16 protein-coding genes are annotated in these 15,081 nt (G+C 60.6%); 1 reads left to right on the top strand and 15 read right to left on the bottom strand.

The window, feature by feature from the left end:
• Positions 1-123: 123 nt before the first annotated feature.
• The 13 genes from putP to JL474_RS01685 all read right to left on the bottom strand — a co-directional run bounded on the left by putP (position 124) and on the right by JL474_RS01685 (position 12,480).
• A complete protein-coding gene (gene putP, locus JL474_RS01745; protein ID WP_123633329.1) occupies positions 124-1,602 on the bottom strand; it encodes a sodium/proline symporter PutP in 1,479 nt (492 codons plus the stop codon).
• A 506-nt stretch (positions 1,603-2,108) separates the two neighbouring features.
• A complete protein-coding gene (locus JL474_RS01740) occupies positions 2,109-2,870 on the bottom strand; it encodes a helix-turn-helix transcriptional regulator (RefSeq protein WP_123633328.1) in 762 nt (253 codons plus the stop codon).
• Between the two features lie 93 nt (positions 2,871-2,963).
• On the bottom strand, positions 2,964-4,292 hold the full coding sequence (locus JL474_RS01735; RefSeq protein WP_203140705.1) for a phospholipase effector Tle1 domain-containing protein: 1,329 nt from the start codon (positions 4,290-4,292) through the stop codon (positions 2,964-2,966).
• Positions 4,293-4,511: 219 nt separating this feature from the next.
• Positions 4,512-5,144 carry a dTMP kinase gene (gene tmk, locus JL474_RS01730; protein ID WP_203140704.1) on the bottom strand — a complete coding sequence of 211 codons (633 nt, stop codon included), beginning with the start codon at positions 5,142-5,144 and terminating at the stop codon, positions 4,512-4,514.
• 11 nt (positions 5,145-5,155) lie between these two features.
• Positions 5,156-6,193 (bottom strand): endolytic transglycosylase MltG, encoded by a 1,038-nt coding sequence (gene mltG, locus JL474_RS01725; RefSeq protein WP_203140703.1) that lies wholly within the window; start codon positions 6,191-6,193, stop codon positions 5,156-5,158.
• Positions 6,194-6,195: 2 nt separating this feature from the next.
• Positions 6,196-7,008, bottom strand: a complete 813-nt coding sequence (locus JL474_RS01720) for an aminotransferase class IV (protein WP_203140702.1) — start codon at positions 7,006-7,008, stop codon at positions 6,196-6,198.
• Between the two features lie 8 nt (positions 7,009-7,016).
• Entirely contained in the window at positions 7,017-8,258 is a 1,242-nt protein-coding gene (gene fabF / locus JL474_RS01715; RefSeq protein ID WP_203141277.1) for a beta-ketoacyl-ACP synthase II, read from the bottom strand.
• A 321-nt stretch (positions 8,259-8,579) separates the two neighbouring features.
• A complete protein-coding gene (gene acpP, locus JL474_RS01710; RefSeq protein ID WP_007154069.1) occupies positions 8,580-8,813 on the bottom strand; it encodes an acyl carrier protein in 234 nt (77 codons plus the stop codon).
• A gap of 122 nt (positions 8,814-8,935) precedes the next feature.
• Positions 8,936-9,673, bottom strand: a complete 738-nt coding sequence (fabG, locus tag JL474_RS01705; protein WP_203140701.1) for a 3-oxoacyl-ACP reductase FabG — start codon at positions 9,671-9,673, stop codon at positions 8,936-8,938.
• A 19-nt stretch (positions 9,674-9,692) separates the two neighbouring features.
• On the bottom strand, positions 9,693-10,628 hold the full coding sequence (fabD, locus tag JL474_RS01700) for an ACP S-malonyltransferase (protein WP_123633322.1): 936 nt from the start codon (positions 10,626-10,628) through the stop codon (positions 9,693-9,695).
• Positions 10,629-10,706: 78 nt separating this feature from the next.
• A complete protein-coding gene (gene plsX, locus JL474_RS01695; RefSeq protein ID WP_123633321.1) occupies positions 10,707-11,708 on the bottom strand; it encodes a phosphate acyltransferase PlsX in 1,002 nt (333 codons plus the stop codon).
• Positions 11,709-11,781: 73 nt separating this feature from the next.
• Positions 11,782-11,961 carry a 50S ribosomal protein L32 gene (rpmF, locus tag JL474_RS01690; RefSeq protein ID WP_123633320.1) on the bottom strand — a complete coding sequence of 60 codons (180 nt, stop codon included), beginning with the start codon at positions 11,959-11,961 and terminating at the stop codon, positions 11,782-11,784.
• Between the two features lie 81 nt (positions 11,962-12,042).
• Positions 12,043-12,480, bottom strand: coding sequence for a YceD family protein (locus JL474_RS01685; RefSeq protein WP_223807789.1), 438 nt, complete (start codon positions 12,478-12,480; stop codon positions 12,043-12,045).
• A 270-nt stretch (positions 12,481-12,750) separates the two neighbouring features.
• On the opposite strand from JL474_RS01685, the gene JL474_RS01680 reads away from it, so the two are divergent.
• On the top strand, positions 12,751-13,368 hold the full coding sequence (locus JL474_RS01680) for a Maf family protein (protein ID WP_203140699.1): 618 nt from the start codon (positions 12,751-12,753) through the stop codon (positions 13,366-13,368).
• On the opposite strand, the gene JL474_RS01675 is transcribed toward JL474_RS01680, so the two are convergent.
• Positions 13,344-14,375, bottom strand: a complete 1,032-nt coding sequence (locus JL474_RS01675) for a S49 family peptidase (protein WP_203140698.1) — start codon at positions 14,373-14,375, stop codon at positions 13,344-13,346. The two genes, JL474_RS01680 and JL474_RS01675, sit on opposite strands and share 25 nt — an antisense overlap.
• A 37-nt stretch (positions 14,376-14,412) precedes the next feature.
• Positions 14,413-15,063, bottom strand: a complete 651-nt coding sequence (locus JL474_RS01670) for an HAD-IA family hydrolase (RefSeq protein ID WP_203140697.1) — start codon at positions 15,061-15,063, stop codon at positions 14,413-14,415.
• Positions 15,064-15,081: the final 18 nt, after the last annotated feature.

Raw genomic sequence — 15,081 nt, 5'->3', positions numbered from 1 at the left:
CCTTGCCATTCCCCGCGCTACGACATAAGTCGGTGTCGACACTCAGGTTTTGCGCACAAAAAAGGGGCGCCCTCAGGCGCCCCTTGTCTTTACCGCTGTCGACGTCAGGCGTCGTTCAGACGGTTACTTCGTTCCCATGGCGGCATCGAAACCGTCCTGGATGGACTTGGACGGTTCCGGTGTCGCCAGGGACACCACCACAATGGCGATGGTGGCGAACAGGAAGCCCGGGATGATCTCGTACAGGTCGAGAATACCGCCGGACAGATTGCCCCAGACCACCACGGTCACACCGCCGACAATGATGCCAGCCAACGCGCCAAGACGGGTCATGCGCTTCCAGAACAGGGACAGGATCAGCGCCGGACCAAAGGCCGCACCGAAGCCGGCCCAGGCGTAGGACACCAGTTCCAGGACCTTGCTGTCCGGATCGAACGCCAGCAGGCAGGCCACGACCGCAATACCGAAGACGGCGAAGCGTCCGACCCACACCAGTTCGTTCTGGGTGGCTTCACGACGGAACAGCGCCTTGTAGAAGTCCTCGGCCAGGGCAGAAGACGACACCAGCAGCTGGGAATCCGCCGTACTCATGATGGCCGCCAGGATCGCTGCCAGCAGAATACCGGCCACGAACGGGTTGAACAGCGCGTTCACCAGCAGCATGAAGGCCTTCTCGCCGTCTTCCAGCGGGGTTTCGAAATAGCCGATGGCAGCGAAACCAACCAGCAGTGCACCGAACAGCCCCAGGCCACTCCAGATGACCGCGATGCGGCGGGCCGCCGGAATGTCGCTCTCGCTGCGAATCGCCTTGAAACGCGCCAGGATGTGCGGCTGGCCAAAGTAGCCCAGGCCCCACCCCAGCAGCGACAGGATCGCCAGGGTCGTCATGGCCCCGCCGTCAGCGCTGGTGAACGCGCTCAGGAATTCCGGGTTTTTGGCCGTCATGGCCGCCTCGGTCGCGGACCAGCCACCGTCGGCGTTGATGGCCATGATGGGCACGATCAGCAGCGCTGCAAACATCAGCAGCCCCTGGATCACGTCGGTCCAGACCACCGCCAGGAAGCCCCCGAAGAAGGTGTAGGACACCACGGCCACGGTGCCGATAATGACGGCGGTGGTGTAGTTGATGCCGAACACGGTCTCGAACAGCTTGCCGCCTGCGACCAGACCGGAGCTGGTGTAGAACAGGAAGAACAGCAGGATGAAGAAGGCGGAGATGATCCGCAGGAGACGGCTCGTGTCTTCGAACCGGTTCTCGAAGTAGGAAGGCAGTGTCAATGAGTCGCCGGCCGCCATGGAGTACGTCCGCAGACGCCGTGCGACGATCAGCCAGTTCAGCCAGGTACCGACCAGCAGGCCGACAGCGATCCAGATCGCTTCGTAACCCGCGGCGTAGGCATAGCCGGGCAGACCCAGCAGCAACCAGCCACTCATATCCGAAGCACCCGCACTCAGTGCTGAAGGCAGCGGGCCAAGACTCCGGCCGCCAAGAACATAGTCAGAAAGATTGGATGTGCGTTTCCAGGCGATGTAGCCAATGGCCAGCATCAACAGGATATACACGATAAAGGTCAGCGTGACCCCCAGGTTATTTCCCACCATCTGGTGTTACTCCCGTCCGCTAGTAGAAGTGTGTTTCTTTTTATGGTCCCTTCGCGCCGGCCCGAAGGTGGCGCGCTGCAATCACTGCGGCGGATACAACTCGGGATGACCCGGGCCATCCCAGTGTTGCATTCACTCTGCCGGCGTATGGGAACTCCGGCGACTACAGCGATGCATTCCTGACGACTGTTTGCATTGTTGATTGTCCGGTTCATTGTTCGGTGGCCCGCCGCAATGGCGCTGACCACATGCCCTGGAGGCCGGTCCCGGACTGACATCGGCCTCCAAAGTCCAGGCATACCGTCTCGGTCAGCCAGGGGCCGATCATGACGGGGGCACGCAGTCCAATCCGGCAGCATCGGTCCTGACACTTCCGGATGAACTGAATGTAACCTTTACGAAGCCTGTCTCTAATGTAGTGAGCCGGGCCGGCTGCGGCTTGCAAAAAACTACGGACTTTTTATGAAAACGTACGGTTTTGCACCGACGACGGCGGTTCTTTCACCTTACCGTAAGACGGACGGTGTAACGCCCCGGTACTTTTTCATGGCGTTGGTGAGGGCCCCCTGGCTGGAAAAGCCGGTTCGCAGACTGATTTCCGCCAGCGATAAACGGGGCTGTTTGAGGAGTTCGATGGCCCTTTCCAGACGTGCCTGGATCAGGTACTGGTGCGGACTCATGCCCGTCATTTCGCGGAAGGTCTCGTGGAAACGGCTGACACTCAGGCAAGCCTCGCTGGCCAGATCCTGCACGGTGATTTTCTGGTGAAGATGGTTGCGCACGTAGTGGCGAATGGCTTCGGCATTGAAGGTCTGGCGCTTGCGACGCGGGGCGTTGCCGTTACTCAGTCGCTGGGACAGGCAATGGATGATACCCGTTGCGAAGTGCTCGTGGAGGGAGCGGTTATCCGGTGCCTGATTCAATTCCGAGGCGCACAGCTGAATCAGGCTCTGGAGCCGGTTGTCCATATCCAGATGCGACGGTCGATCGAACAGCGGCGCGAGCCGGTCGTAGTCACCGTGCCGGGGGTTGGACAGCGCGGGCGCGGTGGTGTCGAGATCAATGACGAGCACGTGGTTGACGTCATTGCCGAAATAGTCGTGACGGGTTTCGGTGGGTACCAGGCAGGCGCGGCGGCTGTCGAGGTCGACCCCCCAACCCTGGCCGGCCAATCCTGAAGCCCCCTGCAGACCGATCACCACCTGATGATGGATATGCTCGTGCTGCGCTGCATTCTCGGGGAGTTTCAGAACTCGGGCATTCAGCATAACGTGCGTGGGACCGTCACATGGATGGTGACCTATTTAAGCATATTCCGCTCCATGATTCACGATACGCCAGCCGGATTCCTCTTCTGGACGTCAAGCGGCAAACTCGACACCCGCCTCACTGCCGGTACACCAGCGCACCCGGGCTGTCCGGTCACCAATCCTGGGATGTCTCAGCCGCACCGATCCACCTTCACTCACCGCCCCATTTCCGCTGTAATACAGGCGCGCACCGGATTCAGACATGTCCATAAGTGTGCAGACCTCCCCAACATCGGGCATATCGGCCACGGACAGGGTCTCCGGAACCATCAGGCGCAAATGGCGGCGTTCGTGAAATACCGGCACGCCGTCCGCCAGGGCCTGTTCCAGATTGGCACGATTGCGGATGGCTCCGCCCTCCTCCAACCGATCCGCGGCCGCCACATGAACTTTCTCCGTAACGGCTTGCCCGAGCCCCATCGCATCACGCTGGGTGTCGCCAATGGGGCGGTCATAGGCACCGAACAGGCGGTATGGCCATGTAAAGCTGTCGTTGAGCGTTGTCAGATAGCGGTCTTCCGGCGGTGTCTGGAAGACATCCCCGAGCTTCCACTCCAGACCGTGCTGGTTGGCCTGCCCGATCATGAACTGGAGCGCGAGGTCCGACAGTCCGGTGGCCGCATAGCCCCCACCCACATCACTGTGTACCCCGGGCATCCAGACCTGCAGGGTGCGACGGGCCACGGACTCGTCTTCATGGGGTTCGGCCTCCGGCGCGTGAGTCCACAGATCCGGCTTGAAGGACGCACGGCATTCGTCGATGGCCAGCGCCTGCACGGCATAGGACACGGAATCCGACAGGTGGGTATCGTGGAATCCGACCCAGGAACGGGACAGTTTTCCCAGGCCCGGCATCGGAACGCCCTGCCCCCCGACCGTGTCGAACACGCCGAGGAACCGGATCGGAATGCGCCGGCTGGACTGCCGCAACTCCTCCACCAGCGCGGCGTGGGGGACGCTGTCCCGCTCGCTCCCCGGTTGGGCCCGGTACCAGCGATAGGCATGGGGCAAAAAACGCATTTCGGATTTACCGATTAGCCCCATGGCATGGATGAAGCCCGCGAGGCTGCGCACCGCGTAGGCTCCCCGGCTGAACCCAAGCAGGTAGATATCGTCACTCGGCGCCCAGTTGTTGGCGATAAAACGATAGGCCTGCAAAAGGCTGGCCGACAATCCCATTCCCAACATGCCGCCAAGCCATCGGTCCACTTTGCCGCCGGTACCCGCTCCGTCGTCGTAATAGACCACTTGATCGCGGCGACCGGAGTGGGCCTTCAGGGCCCGGACACATTTGAGGATATTGGACGGCTCGGCTGGATGGGCCTCGCTGTCAGGCCAGTTCCAGGTACCGTCACAGCACACAATGATTGCCTTGGACATCACCATCCCCTCCATGCTTGCGGCAGGCGTCACCGAATGCAAACAGGGACGATCGGTACGGCAGGATTCCGATTCGCGCTCCACCTGATGAACCAGCGTCCGACCTGCCGTTGCGACACGTCAGACTGACTATTATTTGATCACTCCAGAAGCGTAGCAGACAAATCAAAGGCAGGTCGAAATCGACGCTGCGAGTCTGTCACCCGCTAACACGATGACTCAGGGCGAAGTTGAGAGAATGGAGTGCAGGGTGGAAATCAGGGACTGGCTGACGGATGCCAGAGACTGCGAGGCATCCAGCACATGGTAGCGAGCCGGCCATTGTGCAGCCCGCTCCAGGTAGGTCTGGCGGATGCGTTCGAAGAAAGCCACGGTTTCCTGCTCGAAACGATCCAGTTCACCCCGCTTGCGGGCGCGCGCCATACCGACATCCACCGGCGCGTCCAGCAGGATCACGTGATCCGGGCGGCGCTCGCCCTGAACCAGGGTTTCCAACTGGGCAATCTGTTCCCGGGACAGCCCCCGTCCACCACCCTGATAGGCGTAGGTGGCATCGGTAAAGCGATCACACAGGACCCAGCGTCCGGCTTCCAGATGCGGCAGGATAAACCGATTCAGATGCTGTGACCGGGCCGCGAACACCAGCAACAGCTCGGTCAGGTCGTCCATCACCTCATCGCGCGGCGTCAGCAGGACCTCGCGGATACTTTCCGCCAGCGGCGTTCCGCCGGGCTCCCGGGTAACCACCACATCAATGCCCTGCTCCCGCAACCAGCTTTCAGCCACGCCCAGTTGGGTGGACTTGCCGACACCTTCAGAGCCTTCGAACGTAATAAAGTAACCGGGATTCATCGTGTGTCTGCCTACTGCGTCTGGGGCGAGGAGCGATAATCAGAGCGACGCCGCAGCTGGAACTCGCGCACCGCCCGCTGATGCTCCTGCAACGTCCGTGAAAACACATGGGAGCCGTCACCGCGCGCGACGAAATACAGGCTCTCGCCCTCATCCGGATGCAATGCAGCGTGGATGGCCTCGCGCCCGGGCAACGCGATCGGCGTTGGCGGCAATCCGCTGATGCGATAGGTGTTATAGGGCGTGACGGTCCGCAGATTCTTGCGGGTGATATTGCCGTCGTAGCTGTCTCCGAGGCCGTAGATCACGGTCGGGTCGGTTTGCAGTCGCATGCCTTTTTCCAGGCGGCGGACAAACACGCCGGCGATCTGGCTGCGCTCATCGGGCACGCCGGTCTCCTTCTCGACGATCGACGCCATGATCAACGCTTCGTAGGGACTCTCGTAAGGCAAGTCGTCGGCCTTTCCCTGCCATTCCTCCTGCAGGATGGACTGCATCCGGTCGTAGGCCCGACGCAGGATATCCAGGTCGCTTTCCTGCCCGGTGAACACGTAGGTATCCGGGAAAAAGCGCCCTTCTGGATGCTCATCCGGGTGGCCCAGACGCGTCATCAACTCGGCATCGGTCAGTCCGGCGGACATGAGATCGAGGTGATCCTGTCGCTCCAGGGCCGCGCGCAGATCCGCAAATCGCCAGCCTTCAATAAACTGGACGGACCAGGTCTTGGTCTCCCCGTTGACCATCTTGTTGACCATGGCCAGCGCTGTGTCGCCGGAAGCAAATTCGTAGGTGCCGGCCTGGATCAGGTTGCGATCCGGGTGCAGCCGCCCCCACAGGCGGAGCCACAGCGAATCCTTGACCAGCCCGTTGCGCTCCAGTTGACGCGCCACGCCACTGAAAGTACTGCCGTGCTCGACATTGAACAGAACCGGCTCGGACAGGGCGACGGGCGTTTTCAGCGTATTGAGACCCTGCCAGACCCAGAGACCGGTACCGGCAACCGCCAGAACCACCACCAGCAGACAGAGAATAAGCAAACGTTTAAACAAGATCAGGATCCAACTGCATCCGAAAGAAAGGACCGGATTCTGGCAAGCGCCTCGCTCTGAGGCAACTCGAACTGGTCGATCCGGCCGACCACAATGCCGCCCACGACGCTGTTCATCAGCATCAGGCCGCCAAACGCCGGATCGTGGATATCCGCCCGGGTAATGGCGCGCAGCTGCACAGATTCTCCTAAACGGCCCAGTTCATCAAGTGCCGCCTGCCGCGCCACGCCGGCCACGGCCAGCGATTCCACTGCCGGCGTCACCCAGTGATCGCCGATCCGGGCCATGATATTGGTGCGGGTTCCTTCCAGAAGATCACCGTCCGGGCTTCCCATCAACGCCTCGTACGCCCACTCTGGCATGCCCTGGCTGGCCAGGACCTGAGGCAGACGATTGAGGCTTTTGATGCCAGCCAATCGGGGGTCGACGACCAGCGGATGGGGACAGCGGGATACCGCGACGGGCTGCGACGGAGACGGCGGACAGTCATGACGGCTGAGACAAAGCCGGGGCTGGACAGACGCCGGCGGGCGATAGCCTCGGCCGCCGCTCCCCCGGGTCAGGATCAATTTCAGAACCCAGTTCCCGGGCGTGGCGTATCGATCAACCGCGTCGTCCAGGGCAATGGCCAGCTCGTCCATGTCGACCGGAATGCCCAGCCGGGCGGCGTCGTCGACAAGACGCCGGAGGTGCCGACCCCGGAAACGGGGCTCTCGGCCGTTGATACGGATTGTCTCAAACAAACCGTCGCCGTAGGCCAGCCCCCGATCACTGGCCGGGAGCGTGGCCTCATCGGCCCAGATGCGTTCCAGCACGGACCGGATCAGTCCTCGTAGCGACGGAAGATCAGGGTGCCGTTGGTGCCGCCAAAACCGAAGGAATTGGACAGTACGGCATTGAGCTCCGCTTCGCGGGCTTTATGCGGGACGAAATCCAGATCGCACCCGTCCTCCGGGTTATCCAGATTGATCGTTGGCGGCAGAATGCCGTCGCGCAGGGCCAGCAGCGAGAAGATTGCTTCCACCGCGCCGGCGGCACCCAGCAGATGGCCGGTCATGGACTTGGTGCTGGACATCGCCAGCTTGTAAGCGTGATCGCCAAACACCGCCTTGACGGCATCGACCTCCGCCACGTCGCCAACGGACGTCGAGGTGCCGTGAGCATTGATGTAGCCAATGTCAGACGGCTCGATACCGGCATCACGCAGGGCGTTCTGCATGGAACGCTGGGCGCCCTCACCCGACGGGGCGGTGATGTGATGGGCGTCGTCGCTCATGCCGAAACCGACGACTTCGCCATAGATGGTCGCACCACGGCGCTTGGCGTGCTCCAGCTCTTCAAGCACCAGGACACCGGCGCCGTCACTCAGTACAAACCCGTCACGGTCCTTATCCCACGGGCGACTGGCCTTTTCCGGCTCATCGTTGCGGGTGGACAGGGCACGGGCAGAGCCAAAAGCGGCAATACCGGTCGGCGTGGTCGCCATTTCGGAACCGCCGGCCAGCATCACATCCGCATCCCCGTACTGGATGGTTCGAGCGGCGTAACCGATATTGTGAGTACCCGTAGTGCACGCCGTAGTGATAGCGATGTTCGGCCCTTTAAAGCCGAATCGGATGGCCACGTTACCGGCCACCATGTTGATGACAGATGCCGGGACGAAGAAAGGAGACACCTTACGCGGGCCCTTCTCTTCCAGGATCAGGACGTTCTTTTCAATGAATTCCAGGCCGCCGATACCGGAGCCGATGGCAATCCCAACGCGGTCGAGGTCACAGGATCCCTCGGCATCCAGACCACTGTCCTGCACGGCCTGCGTCGCCGCTGCAATGCCATAATGGATGAAGGCATCCATCTTGCGAGCGTCTTTCGCGCTCAGGTATTGCTCCAGATCGAGATCCTTGACCGCTCCGCCAATCCGCGTGTTGAAATCCGTCGAATCAAACCGGTCAATCGGCCCGATACCGCTGCGGCCGGTACGAATGCCCTCCCAGGTGGAGGCCACGTCGTTACCCAGCGGAGAGACAGTACCGAGACCCGTGATTACGACACGTCGTCCAGACATCATTGAATCACCTATTGTTTCCCGTCGGTCGCCGGATATGCAGCCGGCTCACCATCATCATTGGGTCATTGTTGTTCACAGGGCGACTCGTTATTCGCCCGCTTCCGGCCGTCACCCGGAAAGAGACACCGGACCTCGCGGTTTATCGCAAACCCCGGTGACGTTATTGTGACAATGTCACATATCGGCTGTCATGGCATCCGACTCACTGCACAATTCGATGCAGTTCGCCATCGCCTGACACCCTGACGCCAATAAAAAAGCCGCCCTTAATGACCCGACTAAGGACGGCTTCTGCTTGGCTTTCAATAAAACTGAGTATCAGGTATGCGCGACGATGTAGTCGATCGCGTCCTGAACACTGGCGAGCTTCTCAGCTTCTTCGTCAGGAATCTCGGTCTCGAATTCCTCTTCGAGAGCCATGACCAGCTCAACGGTGTCCAGTGAATCCGCGCCCAGATCCTCTACGAAAGAAGACGTGTTCTGAACTTCAGACTCCTTGACGCCCAGCTGTTCACAAACAATCTTCTTCACGCGCTCTTCGACTGTACTCATAGTTTCCTCACTTAATTCGCAACCAAGCACTGAATTTGTGTGCAGTTTAGTGTAATCCCCACCCGCAAACAAGCAGGGTTTGAAGCTAAAGGCTTGTTGTTCAAAGGGTTACAACAAACCCATTATCCCATGAACATACCACCGTTCACGTTAATGGTTTCCCCGGTGACGTAGGCCGCTTCCTGTGAAGCCAGGAACGCCACCACCGCAGCAACCTCTTCCGGCTCGCCCAGACGACCGGCGGGAATGACACTCATCATAGCGTCCCGCTGGCTGTCGTCCAGTTTCTTCGTCATATCCGTATCAATAAAGCCCGGTGCCACGCTGTTTACCGTGATACCGCGATTGGCCATCTCTTTTGCCAGACTGCGGGTCATACCCTCGACGCCGGCTTTGGCCGCACAGTAGTTCACCTGTCCCGGGTTGCCCATACCGGCGACCACGGAACTGATGTTGATGATCCGGCCCCAGCGCGCCTTGGCCATCCCTCGCAGCACCGCCTTGCTGGTGCGATAGATCGAGCTGAGGTTGGTGTTGATCACCGCATCCCAGTCGTCTTCCTTCATCCGCATCAGCAGGTTGTCACGGGTAATACCCGCGTTGTTCACGAGAATCACCGGCGCACCGGACTTTTCAGTGACGGCTTTCAGTCCCGCGTCGATGCTCTCCGCATCGGACACGTTCATCACGATCCCATACCCGCCCTTGGAGGACAGGGCTTCGGTGATACCCTCAGCGCCCGCTTCGGACGTGGCCGTGCCGATCACCACCGCGCCACGATCGGCGAGCACTTTCGCAATTTCCCGGCCAATTCCCCGGCTGGCGCCGGTAACCAGGGCAACCTTGCCTTCCAGTGACATATACCGTGTCTCTCCTGTCTTATCCTTTAACCCCGTCAAGGGCCTTCTGCAACGCGTCCGGACTTTCGATCGGGAACACGCTGAGGTTGCGGTCAATGCGTTTGGCCAGGCCGGCCAACACTTTGCCGGGACCACACTCGACGGCAGCCTCGACGCCTTCCTCGCTCAGGTAGCGGACGGAATCCGTCCACTGCACCGGCGAATACAGCTGACGCAGGAGGTTTTCCTTGAGGCTGTTGCGATCCTGCTCCGGTGCCGCATTCACATTCTGCACGACCGGTATGACAGCATCGTTGAAATTAACGTCATCCAGCGCCTTGGCCAGCTCGTCGGCGGCCGGCTTCATCAGGGCGCAGTGGGAAGGTACGCTGACCGGAAGCGGCAGTGCGCGCTTCGCGCCCTTACCCTTACAGATTTCGATGGCCCGATCGACCGCTGCGGTGCTGCCCGCAACAACAACCTGGCCCGGCGCATTGAAGTTGACCGCCGCGACAACATCGCCTTCGGCCGCCTCTTCACACGCCGCGATGACCACATCGTCTTCAAGGCCCAGAATGGCTGCCATACGGCCCTGACCTGCCGGAACCGCATCCTGCATCAGCTCGCCACGAAGGCGAACCAGCTTGACCGCGTCGAAGAAGTTCAGGCTTTCCGCCGCAACCAGCGCACTGTACTCGCCGAGGCTGTGACCTGCCAGGAAGTCAGGACGCGGGCCGTCCGCAACAAACCACTGTCGCCAAAGAGCTACACTGGCTGTGAGCAACGCCGGCTGGGTGATGGCGGTGGAATTGAGCTCGTCTTCCGGACCATCCTTGCAAATCGACCAGAGATCAAAGCCCAGCACCTGGGACGCTTCGGAGAATGTCTGAGCAATGATCGGCCAGGCTTCTGCCGCCTCACCAAGCATGCCTATCGATTGTGATCCCTGTCCCGGGAAAAGAAATGCTGATTTCATGGCGCTCAGTCTACCCCTGTTTTGTGCCTGAGAAGATTAGCCAATGGTACAAGCCTTGAGACCACAAAACACGGGGCTTCAGATCATCAATTCGTCCAGTTGCTCATTGATGCGACGGGGTACCTCGAGACGCACCTCACGATAAGCCTGCCGGATCGCAGCCAGCATGGCCCGCTCATTGGCATTACCGTGGCTCTTGATCACCACGCCCTGCAGACCCAGCAGACTGGCGCCGTTGTGGCGCGAGGGATCAATGGTCTTGAGCAGTCGCGTCAGTGTCGGGCGCGCGAGCCAGCCAATCATCCGGCCATACAGCGTCCGGGTGAACGTCTGATCCAGCAACTCCATCAGCATGGCGGCGACGCCTTCACCGGTTTTCAGGGCGATGTTGCCGACGAACCCGTCACAAACCACCACATCGGCCACGTCCCGGAACAGATCGCTGCCTTCCACATACCCGATATAGTTGAGGGTCTCGCATTGGGCCAGCATGTGGGACGCCAAACGGACCTGTTCGTTCCCCTTGATTTCCTCTTCACCGACATTGAGCAGGGCCACGCGAGGCTCCTGCAGGCTGTTCACGGCAGAGGCCATCAGGGATCCCATCAGGGCATACTGGTACAGGTTTTCCGCCGAGGCATCGACGTTGGCACCCAGGTCCAGCACATGGCATCGCCCGCGCAGCGAGGGGATCAGCTTGACGATGGCCGGCCGCTCAATGCCCGGATACATGCGCAGCAGGGAGCGTCCAAAGGCCATCAACGCACCGGTATTGCCGGCGCTGACACAGCCCTGGGCTTCACCATCGCGCACCAGGCGCAAGGCAACGGCCATCGAAGAATGCTGTCTGTGACGTAAAGCGTGGGAGGGTCGTTCATTCATCCGGACCACGTCGATCGCTTCGACGATACGGATGCGGGGATGGGATTCGGTCAGAGAGGTCTCGAGCTCACTTTGCTGCCCCACAAGAATGATGCTCAGGGATTCGTTTTCCCGAACAGCGTCAAGCGCTGCCGAGACGGCGATGGCGGGACCGCGGTCACCGCTCATCGCATCAACGGCAATGGTGATCGAAGTCATCGTTCACCTTGCAGGCGGATGCGGCCGGTTGTGTCCTGTCGAACACGGACAATGGCGGGCCGCACCGGCTCAATTACTCGTCGCGAGTCTCGACGACCTGCTTCCCACGGTAGAAACCGTCCGGGGAAACGTGGTGACGACGATGCACTTCGCCAGTGGTGGAATCAACTGACAGGGCCGCAGTGCCCAGTGCATCGTGAGAACGACGCATGCCGCGCTTGGAGCGGGTCTTACGGTTCTGTTGTACAGCCATGGTATTACTCCTGAGCTAAAAAATATTAAAGCGCCGTGCGCTGTTCAGCGACCGGCGTCCTGTTCCGCGACGCACTGCGAATCAGTGATCGTCTTTTTTCTTGAGCTCCGCCAGAACACTGAACGGATTCTCGCGCTGCTCCGGTTCGTCATCCGGCTGTTCATCCTGCTCGGCGTCGAGCGCCTCGAGGGTGCCGGCAGCCGGACAATCCTCAAGCTCATGCAGCGGATACGGCGGGATGACCAGTAACAGCTCATCCTCGACCATCTGCCAGAGATCCGCCTCGAAGTCGTCCATTAGGAAAGGCTCCAGATCCCGCGGCAACTGGCGTGCCTGCTCGTCACTGACCACCAACCCCAACTGGAACGACGACGCCAGAGACGCATTCATCGCCGACATACAACGCTGACATTCGAGAACAACCGGCGCGTCCAGACGCCCCTCGACGATCCGGCGCTTTTCCGCATCCATTCCAAACTGCAAATGGACACTGACGTCGCCCTCCTGATCAAGCAGCAAGGCTGCGAATCGGGGGAGCGAACGCAATGCAATGACACCGTCAAGACTCGCTTCTTTTTCAGCAAGCTTGTTGGGTTCAACGGTCCGGGGCAGCTCGGCATTCGACATAGGCGCGCAATTTTAGGGCCCCGCCCTGCGGCTGTCAAAGCCTTCTGCGCGTTATTTCGGCAATTACACAAGCTTTGCCGTGTCGGCAGAAGCCGTACGGAGGATTTCGATGATCGATCGGGTCCGGTATCCTTGCCGAAATCACGGCCGCCAGAGACCATCATGACCGTCAAACCACTGCTTCTCGCCTCGTCATCACCTTACCGCAAAGCCTTGCTGGAACGCCTGCAACTGCCGTTCATATGCGCCTCCCCGGACATTGACGAGACCCCGTTCGCCGGAGAAACCGCGGAAGACCTGGCGGTACGCCTGGCGGAAGGCAAGGCGGAAGCCCTGGTCGGGCGCTATCCGGGCCACCTGATCATTGGCTCGGACCAGGTTGCCGAGTTGGCCGATGGCACCTTACTCAACAAACCCGGCGACCATGCCATTGCCCAGCAGCAACTCGCGGCCTGCAGCAGCCAATCCGTACTTTTCCACACCGGCCTGGCTCTGACGGACGCCGACTCCGGCAGCACCTGGAGTCTTTGCGAGCCGTTCCGCGTCCACTTTCGCGACCTGGACCACGAAACCATCGACCAGTACCTCAGTGTGGAACAGCCTTACGACTGCGCTGGCAGCTTTCGCATGGAGGGCCTCGGCATCGCCCTGTTCCGCGCCTTCGAGGGACGCGACCCGAACAGCCTGATCGGCCTGCCGCTCATCGCCCTGGTCGATCTGCTGAAAACCCAGGGCATCGACCCGATTGCCGCGGCCTACCGCAATTCCAGGCGCGACTGAACCAGCGCCTGGGCCAGCCCGCTGCCCACGGAGACGCCCAGGTCGTCGACCAACTGCTTGAATGGCGACGGCTTATGGCTGTAATCGACCAGCTCCTTTTCACCAACCACGTCGCGCGCCACGTAGCTGGCACTGCCCAGGCCATCGATCAGGCCCAGCTTCAGCGCCTGCTCGCCGGTCCAGACCAGACCGCTGAACAACTCGTCGCTCTCTTTCAGACGATCGCCGCGTCCTTCCCGAACCTGTTCGATAAACTGCTGATGCGTGGTTTCCAGCACGTTCTGCCAGAAAGCCACTTCCCCCGGCTTTTCCGGTGAGAACGGATCAAGAAACGCCTTGTTCTTGCCGGCGGTATAGAGCCGCCGCTCCACACCCAGCTTGTCCATCAGCCCGGTAAAGCCGAATCCACCGGCCACCACACCGATCGACCCCACCAGACTCGCTTTGTCGGCGTAGATCTCATCCGCGGCAACCGCAATATAGTAGGCACCGGACGCGCCAATATCGGAGATCACGGCGTAGACCTTCTTGTCCGGATGCTCGCCTTTCAGACGTTCGATTTCATCATTGATGTAACCCGCCTGCACCGGACTCCCGCCGGGACTGTTGATACGCAGCAGGACCGCTTTGGCATCCGGCGCGTCGAAGGCATCCCGCAGCGCGGCGATGACATCATCCGCATTGGCCTCTTCATCCGCAGCGATGGGGCCATTGATTTCCACCACCGCCGTATGCGGCCCGGCCGCCGCCTTGAGACCGGACTCCACTGGCGCCTTCAGCAGGAACAGCAGGGCGAACAGGTAGATGAACGTCAGCGACTTGAAGAAAACCCCCCAGCGCCGACTCTTACGCTGCTCCGACTGCATCGACAGCACGAGCTTCTCAATGAGCTTCCAGTCACGCTTCTCTTCCGGGGCCTGCGCATGACCCGAAGCCGACTCCCCCCGCGAAGGTGGCGCGGACTCCGATCCCCACCCTGCCTTGCCGTCATTATCCCAATCTGACATCGCTTGCTTCCTTACTGCTGCTGGATCATTTCAGTTCTCAGGTCAGCTTCAGCGCCTGCCTGAGGCCATCGACATCACTGACAATGGCTGCCGGCGAGAAAGCCGCCAGACGGTCGCGCTGATGCACCCCCCATTCCACACCAATAGCCGGCATCCCGATTCGCTGCGCCATCTCCATGTCGTACACGGTATCGCCGATCATCACCGCGTCCTCTGCGGCGATGCCAAAGTGCGCGATAATTTCCCGCAGCATCGTCGGATCGGGTTTGGAACGCGTTTCATCTGCACAACGGGTAATCGCGAAACGCGGTCCCAGCCCGGTCGATTCCAGGGCCCGATTCATCCCCCGGCGGCTCTTGCCTGTCGCGACCGCCAAACCTTCCGCCGCCACACCCAGGTCCGTCAACAGCGTCTCAATACCGGGAAAAATATTCTGCGGCGTGGTTTGCTGACTGAAAAAGTACCGCGCATAGCCTTCCCGAATGGCATTGATGTCGTCCCTATCGAGGCCGGGATAAAGCTTCTGCAACGCTTCAATGATGCCCAGCCCGATAATATCCCGATAGGCCTCCATTTCCCGCGCCGGAAATCCCAGTTCGGTGGCGGCACCATGCAGACTGCTGGCGATATGCTCCACCGAGTCGACCACCGTCCCATCCCAATCAAAAATCACCACTTTTGGGGTCACGTTCTTACTACTCCGTCT

Origin of the sequence: Marinobacter mangrovi, from assembly GCF_016798325.1 — a bacterium.
GTDB classification, from domain to species: Bacteria; Pseudomonadota; Gammaproteobacteria; order Pseudomonadales; family Oleiphilaceae; genus Marinobacter_A; species Marinobacter_A mangrovi.
The sequence above is the reverse complement of the archived record's forward strand: the minus strand, read 5'-3'. Positions and strand labels throughout refer to the sequence as shown.

Coding starts and splice junctions, on each gene's coding strand:
- tmk (WP_203140704.1), bottom strand. CDS start 5,144: ATGAATCCCGGTTACTTTATTACGTTCGAAGGCTCTGAAGGTGTCGGC.
- fabG (WP_203140701.1), bottom strand. CDS start 9,673: ATGTCACTGGAAGGCAAGGTTGCCCTGGTTACCGGCGCCAGCCGGGGA.
- acpP (WP_007154069.1), bottom strand. CDS start 8,813: ATGAGTACAGTCGAAGAGCGCGTGAAGAAGATTGTTTGTGAACAGCTG.
- fabD (WP_123633322.1), bottom strand. CDS start 10,628: ATGAAATCAGCATTTCTTTTCCCGGGACAGGGATCACAATCGATAGGC.
- fabF (WP_203141277.1), bottom strand. CDS start 8,258: ATGTCTGGACGACGTGTCGTAATCACGGGTCTCGGTACTGTCTCTCCG.
- JL474_RS01675 (WP_203140698.1), bottom strand. CDS start 14,375: ATGTCAGATTGGGATAATGACGGCAAGGCAGGGTGGGGATCGGAGTCC.
- putP (WP_123633329.1), bottom strand. CDS start 1,602: ATGGTGGGAAATAACCTGGGGGTCACGCTGACCTTTATCGTGTATATC.
- JL474_RS01735 (WP_203140705.1), bottom strand. CDS start 4,292: ATGTCCAAGGCAATCATTGTGTGCTGTGACGGTACCTGGAACTGGCCT.
- rpmF (WP_123633320.1), bottom strand. CDS start 11,961: ATGGCTGTACAACAGAACCGTAAGACCCGCTCCAAGCGCGGCATGCGT.
- JL474_RS01740 (WP_123633328.1), bottom strand. CDS start 2,870: ATGCTGAATGCCCGAGTTCTGAAACTCCCCGAGAATGCAGCGCAGCAC.
- plsX (WP_123633321.1), bottom strand. CDS start 11,708: ATGACTTCGATCACCATTGCCGTTGATGCGATGAGCGGTGACCGCGGT.
- JL474_RS01680 (WP_203140699.1), top strand. CDS start 12,751: ATGACCGTCAAACCACTGCTTCTCGCCTCGTCATCACCTTACCGCAAA.